This is a genomic window from Micromonospora sp. CB01531 (assembly GCF_001905095.1).
GTDB lineage: Bacteria > Actinomycetota > Actinomycetes > Mycobacteriales > Micromonosporaceae > Micromonospora.
Genome location: NZ_LWLS01000120.1, coordinates 27,551 through 35,051 on the forward strand (window position 1 = coordinate 27,551; position 7,501 = coordinate 35,051).

Annotated in this window: 8 protein-coding genes; 1 reads left to right on the forward strand and 7 read right to left on the reverse strand. The window is 67.0% G+C overall.

The features are described 5' to 3' along the window. Positions 1 to 197 precede the first annotated feature (197 nt). On the forward strand, positions 198 to 893 hold the full coding sequence (locus A6A27_RS36940) for a flavodoxin (RefSeq protein WP_073839303.1): 696 nt from the start codon (positions 198 to 200) through the stop codon (positions 891 to 893). A gap of 15 nt (positions 894 to 908) precedes the next feature. Here the strand turns inward: A6A27_RS36940 and A6A27_RS36945 are convergent, their stop codons facing one another. The 7 genes from A6A27_RS36945 to A6A27_RS36975 form a co-directional block, all read right to left on the reverse strand. Further along, positions 909 to 2,189, reverse strand: coding sequence for a ferric reductase (locus A6A27_RS36945; protein ID WP_143194372.1), 1,281 nt, complete (start codon positions 2,187 to 2,189; stop codon positions 909 to 911). A gap of 154 nt (positions 2,190 to 2,343) precedes the next feature. Beyond that, positions 2,344 to 3,138: an SDR family oxidoreductase gene (locus A6A27_RS36950; RefSeq protein ID WP_073839304.1), complete on the reverse strand. Its 795-nt coding sequence runs from the start codon at positions 3,136 to 3,138 to the stop codon at positions 2,344 to 2,346. A gap of 66 nt (positions 3,139 to 3,204) precedes the next feature. Beyond that, positions 3,205 to 3,678 (reverse strand): hypothetical protein, encoded by a 474-nt coding sequence (locus A6A27_RS43860; RefSeq protein ID WP_143194373.1) that lies wholly within the window; start codon positions 3,676 to 3,678, stop codon positions 3,205 to 3,207. Between the two features lie 45 nt (positions 3,679 to 3,723). Further along, the gene (locus A6A27_RS36960; protein ID WP_198940616.1) at positions 3,724 to 4,626 is read right to left on the reverse strand and encodes an FAD:protein FMN transferase; all 903 of its coding nucleotides are present in this window, start codon (positions 4,624 to 4,626) and stop codon (positions 3,724 to 3,726) included. Between the two features lie 23 nt (positions 4,627 to 4,649). Continuing rightward, complete coding sequence (locus A6A27_RS36965; RefSeq protein WP_073839306.1) at positions 4,650 to 5,531, reverse strand: aldo/keto reductase; 882 nt, start codon at positions 5,529 to 5,531, stop codon at positions 4,650 to 4,652. Positions 5,532 to 5,593: 62 nt separating this feature from the next. After that, a complete protein-coding gene (locus tag A6A27_RS36970) occupies positions 5,594 to 6,478 on the reverse strand; it encodes a helix-turn-helix transcriptional regulator (protein ID WP_073839307.1) in 885 nt (294 codons plus the stop codon). Between the two features lie 93 nt (positions 6,479 to 6,571). Continuing rightward, positions 6,572 to 7,441 carry a helix-turn-helix transcriptional regulator gene (locus A6A27_RS36975; RefSeq protein WP_073839308.1) on the reverse strand — a complete coding sequence of 290 codons (870 nt, stop codon included), beginning with the start codon at positions 7,439 to 7,441 and terminating at the stop codon, positions 6,572 to 6,574. Between the last annotated feature and the right edge of the window lie 60 nt (positions 7,442 to 7,501).

Below are 7,501 nucleotides of genomic sequence, written 5' to 3' on the forward strand. Positions count from 1 at the left end.
AAGAGCCTGGATGAGGCCGAGGTCGGCAAGCTGGCAGGTGCGAGCACCTGCCCGGACGGGTTCAACGACGCCATCGCGCAGATCCGCGAGCAGGCTCGCTCCGACAGCTGACTGTGCGCGGGGTCCTGAGCGCGAGCCTTTGCTTCCCGCTGCATCACCGACCGCCGATGCCGACGACGACAGGGAGTACCCCGAGGATGACGAATACCCATACCCGACGAACGTTCCTGGCCCTGGCGACCGTCTCCGTCGCGAGCGTCGGCCTCGCCGGATGCTCGCTGTTCGGCGTCGACGACACCGGCGGGGCCGCCGTCGCGCAGGAGGAGATGCCTGCGGTGGACGGATCGCGCACGCTGGTGGTCTACTTCTCCGTTCCGGAGACCGACGACCCGAACGGTATGACCCAGGACGAGGAGAACAGCACGCACGTCGTCGACGGCAAGGTGTACGGGAACACCCAGTACGTCGCGCTGCTGATGGCCGAGCGGCTGGGTGCGGACACGTTCCGGATCGAGACCGCCGAGGAGCTGCCGCTGGACCACGACACCCTCATCGATCTCGCTGTCGAGTGGCAGGACGCGGGAACGCGGCCGGAGCTGAAGGCGCTGATCCCGAACCTCGATGAGTACGACACGGTCATCGTCGGATACCCGATCTGGGAGTACGACATGCCGATGCCGCTGTACTCGTTCTTCGAGCAGCACGACTTCAGCGGGAAGAACGTCTACCTCTACACCACCCACGACGTCAGCGGCCTGTCGGGGACGTTGGAAAAGGTCGCCGAGATGCTGCCCGATGCGACGGTCAGCGAGAACACGTTCGACATCTCCCGGTCCGACATGGATGACTCGGAGGCCCGGGTAGGCGAGTGGCTCGACGGCCTCGGAGCCTGACCGCCATCCCGCTGGCTACATCAGCCGCTCCTGGTGGATGCGACGACTCGCGACTCCCATGCGCCGTAGCAGCCGCTGGTTGGCGAGCACAGCGGGACTCGAGCCGACGATGAAGAACGCGCCGGTCCGCAGGGCCTCGCCCGTGAGCTCCCGCTCGAGGTCGTCGCGCCGGAACCGGCCGACGCTCGTAGTGACCTGCATCTTCCCGTCCGATGCCGCCTGGTAGTCGGCGAGCACGTCGCGGTAGTAGAGGTCTTCCGGGGTGCGCACCGACCACAGCAGATGGATTCTGCGGGTGGTGTGGTGCGCGGCGGCCAGGCTGAGCAGCGGCGCGACGCCCGCGCCCATGCCGACCAGCACGAGCGGCGCAGCCGGGTCGTGCGTGGCGACGATGGAGTCGAAGCGCCCGAAGGGGCCTTCCAGGCGTGCGCGGGTTCCTTCCGTGATATTGCTGAGTCGGCGTGTGTAGTCCCCGTGTTGGCGGATCGTGAAGGTGACGGTCGTCTGGTCGTCGTCGGTCACCGAGAACGGGTGGCGCTCTCGGCCGACCGCGCCCGCGTCCTCGAAGCTGAGGAAGAAGAAGTCGCCGGGCCGCACAGCGGTGTTCGCGTGGTCGAGTTCGACCGAGATCCTGCGAGTCGATTCACCGCGGGCTTCGTTGCCCATGACCGTGCCTCGCGCATTGGAGTCCGGCGCGATCCAACCCTTCCAGACGTAGATGCTCAGCACGGTCACCGTGTAGAGGTCGAAGAGCATCATGAACACGAGGTACTGGTTCATCCTCGCGAGCACGTGGACGTGCAGCCAGATCAGCAGCACGACCACGAGGTTGAGCCGATGGAGCCAGATGGACAGTTGATGCCGGAAGACGACTTTCTCCAGGAAACGCCTGGCTCGCAGGAGCCACCGTGACCGGTCGACCAGCCAGCCGCTGAGGAAGAACACTGCGAGACACAGGGTGGCGATCGTCCCGTAGAGCCCCCAGTCGCCGAGAGTGTGGGCCAGCTGGTTGCTGGTGTAGGAGTTCTGGTCGTGGATGTAGGCGAGCACGAGCGCCCCGATGCCGAGCACCCCATGCAACCGGTAGACCGCGGGCAGACCCACGAGCCGGTCGAGCCAGCGCGGTCGGACGCTGAGCAGGATCGCCAGCAACCACCAGCAGTAGGCGATCAGGGCAAACAGCACCAACTGTTTGAGGCTCACCGGCTCGGTGGCGATGGCGTCGTAGGCGAGCATCAACGGGAGGGGGAACACCACCGCGACCGCCCAGAAGGCCACGATGCGCAGCATGTTCATGACGCCTCCCAGACGTTGATGACGGTCAGAGCCGTCATGACCAGGACGGCGGCGGTGATCAGGACGGACAGCTTGAGCGTCGTGGTCACGCGTTCTCATTTCCTCGGGGGGTGTCGTTGTTCGGCAGCCCCATGCGGGGACGAACGGTGTGGGGTCAGAAGCGATCGCGGAGCGCGTCGAGTTCGCCGACCACCCGCTCAGGCTCGGCGGAAGGCGGCAGGTTGTTCCGATCCTTCGGACCGTCCAGCGTGGCCTCGTCGTCGGGTTGGAGGGCGGCGAAGACCGGGGTGAGGTCGGGCTGGGCCTCGCCCTTCTCGGCGACCAGCTCGAAGGTCTTGTGATCGGCTTTGTCGTTGGCGAGGCTGGCGACGAGGACTTCGGCGATCTGCTGTCGGGAGACCACGCCATCGGAGGAGTTGCCGGCCCACCGGGTGTCGCCTTGCAGCATCACGAGGTGGTGCTCGTCGGGCTCGTTGTAGTCGAACCAGCCGGGACGCACGATCGTGTAGGGCAGCCCGCTGGCGCGCACCAGGCGCTCGCCACGCCGCTTCCAGTCGTGGCCCGGAGTTGGCTTCGTGACCCCGAGTGCGGTCATCAGGGCGATCCGGGCCGGCGACGTGAGCGCATCCACGATGGCGTGGACGGGACGGTAGTTGACCTGCTCGGCGTCGTCGTCCCGGTAGGTGCCCTGGGTGAACACGATCCCGTTCACTCCGTCGAGGGCGTCGGCGAGCGTGTCGGCCTGGGTGGGTTCGCCGACGACGACTCGTGTGCCCTCGGGGAACAGGGACGCCTGGTTCGCGTCGCGGATCAGCGCGGTGGTCGTGAATCCGGCGTGGAGGGCTTGGGCGACGGCCAGGCGGCCGATGCTGCCGGACGCTCCGACGACGAGCACCGAATCGACGTTCGTCTGCGCGTTGTCTGGTTCGCGATGAAGTCGCTGTTCCACAGCTTCCACGCTATGTCCGGCTCGGGCGAGGCGGGAGGAACTGCTGGTACACCCCTTGCCCGGCGGCTACTGGCCTTCGCTGGCCTGATCACGAATCTTGGTCAGGGCGTCGTTGAACCCGTCCGCACAACCACTGGCGCCGGCGAGCTTGCCGACCGTCAGGTCGGCGATGGGCTTGCCGATCACCTCGTCGGGCACGGCGGCGGCGAACCGCTCCTGATAGCCGCGGGACGTGTCGTTGTTCTCTGGCATCGGTTCCACGGTCACGTCAGTGATCGTGTCGTCGGCGAGGGTGAGGGTGATCGCCATGTAGGAGGGCGCACCACCGTAGACCCCGCGGACCGTGTAGGTGCCGTCTGCATATTCGGATCGGCTGGGCTCGGTGCTGGTGCCCGGCGAGCCTGAGTTGGCGTCGGGCGTGGTCGATGGCCGTGACGCCGAGGGCGTTGGAGGGCTGCTCGCGCATCCGGCGACGGGCGCGATGACGGCGAGGGATGCGGCAGCGGCAGCGACCGCGCGCGTAGCGATCCGGGAGGTCATGTCTCTGTCTCCTTCTCGGGTGGGCGGGTTCGGCGGGCGGCGGGGCTAGAGGAACAGTTCCCCGTCGAAGTCGTTGGACCATTGGACGCGGCCGTCGGTGAGCATCCGCACCCAGGAGAACGTGAACGAGCCCAGACGTTCTGGTTCGGTGACGAATAGGGCAGTGGCGAGACCGTCAGCGGTGGCGGCATCGGCGGCGATGGTCCAGGCGGCGATCACGTTGGAGACCGGCTGCCGCGTGCGGCCGTCCAGGACGTGATGCAGCCCCTCGCCCCACGCGCGGCGGGTGGTGGCCGACGCGCACAGTGCCCGATCCTGTAGCGGGACGGTGCCGATGACCCGGCCCGGCCGGGTGGGATGCTCCAGTCCTACGACCACGGGGTCGAGGCCGCGGTGGCGAAGATCGCCGCTGCCGTCCACGATGAACCGGTCGACGTCGGCGTCGCGGAGCGTGTCGGCGATGAGGTCGACGAGGTAGCCCTTCCCGGCCGCGCCGATGTCGATCACCACCGGGTGATCCGTGATGATCGTGGTCGCCTCACGGCGGACGTCGCGGAACCAAGAATCCGGGACGCGATTGGCAAGACTGGCGTGGTCGGGGGTGAGGGTGTAGTCGGCGTCGTATCCGAGCAGTTCCAGGTCTCGTCCGACCAGCGGGTCAACCGCGCCTCCGGTCTCGGACACGAGCCGGTCGTACAGGTTCAGCAGTAGGGTGTCACGGCTTGGGAACGTGAAACGTCCCCCACCCGGCGCGTGCGCGATCTCGGTGACCAGCGAGTCGGTGCGAAACCGCGACCAGACCCGATCGAAGTCCTCTGTCAGCGCGGTGATCTCAGCTCGCAGCCGGCCAGGTAGCGGATGCTCGGTGTCGATCTGCCAGCCGGTGCCGATCGCCGTGAACTGGAACACGGCACCGTTCTCTGGTGCGTCGCTAGTCGCCACGGTCATCTGCGGCATGCGCTGCCCGCGGGTCACGCCTCGGGGATGTCGCGGTGAAACGCCTCCAGTGTCACCGCTGCCGGCTCCGGTCCGCCACGCACACCCGTGTCCAGGCCGTCGATCTGTGCGAGTTCGTCCGTCGACAGTTCGAAGCCGAACACATCGAAGTTGGAGGCGATCCGCTCGGGGTTGACCGACTTCGGGATCGCGGAGCGGCCCTCCTGCAGGTGCCAGCGCAGCATCACCTGCGCGGGCGTCTTCCCGTGCGCCTGGGCGATCTGCCCGATCACCGGGTCGTTGAACGTCGACCGGCTGGAGTCGCCGCGGTAGCTGGTGATCCCGCCCATCGGCGACCACGCCTGGGCCAGGATGCCGTGCTCTGCGTTCGCGGCCAGCACGTCCGGCTGGGAGAAGTACGGGTGCACCTCGACCTGGTTCACCGCGGGCACCACGCTGGTCTGGGCGAGGAGATCCGCCAGCACGTCGGGCATGAAGTTGCTCACGCCGATCGCACGCACCCTGCCATCGGCAAGCAGGGTCTCCAGCGCCTTGTATGCCCCGATCGTCTTGTCGAAGTCGGTGGGAAGCGGCTGGTGCAGCAGAAGCAGGTCGATCTGCTCGACGCCGAGCTTGCCGGCGGACTTGTCGAACGAGTGCAGGGCCTCGTCGTAGCCATAGTCGCTGATCCACAGCTTCGTCTCGATGAACACCTCGGAGCGATCGATGCCGGACTGGCGAATGCCCTCACCGACCTCGCGCTCGTTGAAGTACGAGGCGGCGGTGTCGATCAGCCGGTAGCCGACACGGAGCGCCTCGACGACGGAGGCGACGGTCTGCTCGGGAGGGGTCTGGAAGACGCCGAAGCCCAACGCGGGCATCACGACGCCGTTGTTCAAAGTCACGTTCATGCTCATGGTTCCACGTTAGGTTCGCCGTCGCAGTTCAGGGAGTAACTGGCAGTACACCCTTGTTGCCGTCAGTCGTCGCCATGCGCGTCGAACGGTTCGCCGCTGGCGGGGTCGGGGGCGGTGAGGCTGCACAGCAGTTGGAGTCTCTTATCGGTGGCGCTGCCGGGTTCGGCGGTGTGGGCGAACAGGAACCAGTCCGGGTTCGCGGGCATGTCCAACGCCTCGTAGTCCAGCTCGAGGTCGCCCACGAGCGGGTGGTGGATGCGTTTGATGCCGAGCCGGTGGAAGCGGACATTGTGTTTGGCCCAGCGGATGCGGAACTCGTCACTGCGGGTCACCAGCTCGCCGATCAGATCGGTCAATGCCTTGTCGTGCGGGCTTTGGCCCGCGTAGCTGCGCAGCGTGCCCGCGATCTCGTCCGCGCCACGCTCCCATTCTGGGAAGAACTCTTCCGCTTCTGGGTTGAGAAACATGAACCGAGCCGTGTTCGCGCTACTTGCCGGGTCGTCGATGATCGGCGCGTACAGCGCACGCCCGAGAGGGTTGGCGGTAACGATGTTCATCCGGCGGTCGCGAATCCATACCGGTGCGCCGGTGATCGCGTCCAGGAACCGGCGCAGGCTCGGCCTGACCGTCTGCTCTCCGGGGCGTCCGCGTCGACGCGGCGGACGGGGACCTGCGGCGTGGGCGAGGTCGAGCAGATGCGCGGTCTCCGCCTCATCCAACTGGAGCGCCTGGGAAAGGCTGTCCAGCACCTCGGATGAGACGCCGGAGAGGTCGCCGCGTTCCATCCGGGCGTAGTACTCCACGCTAACGCGGGTGAGCATGGCGACCTCTTCGCGGCGTAGGCCAGGCACCCGGCGGCGTCCGCCGCCGACAATGCCCGCATCATCTGGGGTGATGCGGTCCCGGCGGCTGCGCAGAAACTGCGCGACCTCTGCTCGATGATCCATATTCCCCACGCTAAGGGCGGCTGCACGCCGAAGGGAGGCACTGGCAGTACGTGCTCACCGTGGGGAGGTGCTGCGAATGCCCTCGGACCGGCGTCAGCGACGCCCGGGGCCGCTTCCGGTGGTCTGTCCGGCGACAGAAAGACTGCCCAGCAACATGAGGCGTTCCTCGGTCGGCGAGCCCGGCTCCGCGGTAAATGCGAACATGAACCAGTCCGGATTCGCGGGGAACTCCATCGCCTCGTATGACAGTTCCAGATCGCCAACCACCGGATGGTGGATTCGTTTGATCCCCGCCCGGTGATGACGCACGTTGTGCTTGGCCCACCGGTACCGGAACGTGTCACTGCGGGTAACCAGTTCCCCGATCAGGTCGGTGAGCTTCCGATCCAGTGGGTTCTGCCCGGCGTAGGTGCGCAGCGTCGCCACCATGTCGTCGGCGTTCTCCTCCCAGTCCGGGAAGAAGACCCGCGAGGCGGGATTGAGGAACGTGAACCGTGCCGTGTTGCCCTGGTTCGCCGGATCGTCCAGCATCGGCGCATACAGCGCCCGGCCGAGTGGATTGGCAGCAACGAAGTCCAGGCGTCGGTCCCGCACCCACATCGGCGCGCCGGTCACTGCGTCCAAGAACCGCTGCAACGTCGGCTTCACCGCTTGCTCGACGGGCCGTCGCCGTCGCGGCGGCGGGCCAGCGGCGCGGGCCAGGTCGTTGAGATGGTCGATCTCCGCCTCGTCGAGCTTCAGCGCACGGGCGAGAGCATCCAGGACCTCGACAGACACACCGCCGAGGTCTCCACGCTCCATCCGGGCGTAGTACTCGACGCTGACCCCGGTGAGCATGGCCACCTCTTCGCGGCGCAGCCCAGGCACCCGGCGGCGTTCGCCGCCGATGATGCCTGCTCGCTCTGGTGTGATCCGGTCCCTGCGCGTTCGCAGGAACTCCGTCACCTCCGCTCGATGATCCATACCTCAACGGTAACCTCGGCACCTGAGTCTTAGTGAGCGTCCGGGAACTCGGCAGGGCGC

Bases quoted from the DNA above. Each gene is read 5' to 3' on its own strand.
- A6A27_RS36975 (WP_073839308.1), bottom strand. From the start codon at position 7,441: ATGGATCATCGAGCGGAGGTGACGGAGTTCCTGCGAACGCGCAGGGAC.
- A6A27_RS43860 (WP_143194373.1), bottom strand. From the start codon at position 3,678: ATGACCTCCCGGATCGCTACGCGCGCGGTCGCTGCCGCTGCCGCATCC.
- A6A27_RS36940 (WP_073839303.1), top strand. From the start codon at position 198: ATGACGAATACCCATACCCGACGAACGTTCCTGGCCCTGGCGACCGTC.
- A6A27_RS36970 (WP_073839307.1), bottom strand. From the start codon at position 6,478: ATGGATCATCGAGCAGAGGTCGCGCAGTTTCTGCGCAGCCGCCGGGAC.
- A6A27_RS36965 (WP_073839306.1), bottom strand. From the start codon at position 5,531: ATGAGCATGAACGTGACTTTGAACAACGGCGTCGTGATGCCCGCGTTG.
- A6A27_RS36945 (WP_143194372.1), bottom strand. From the start codon at position 2,189: ATGAACATGCTGCGCATCGTGGCCTTCTGGGCGGTCGCGGTGGTGTTC.
- A6A27_RS36960 (WP_198940616.1), bottom strand. From the start codon at position 4,626: ATGACCGTGGCGACTAGCGACGCACCAGAGAACGGTGCCGTGTTCCAG.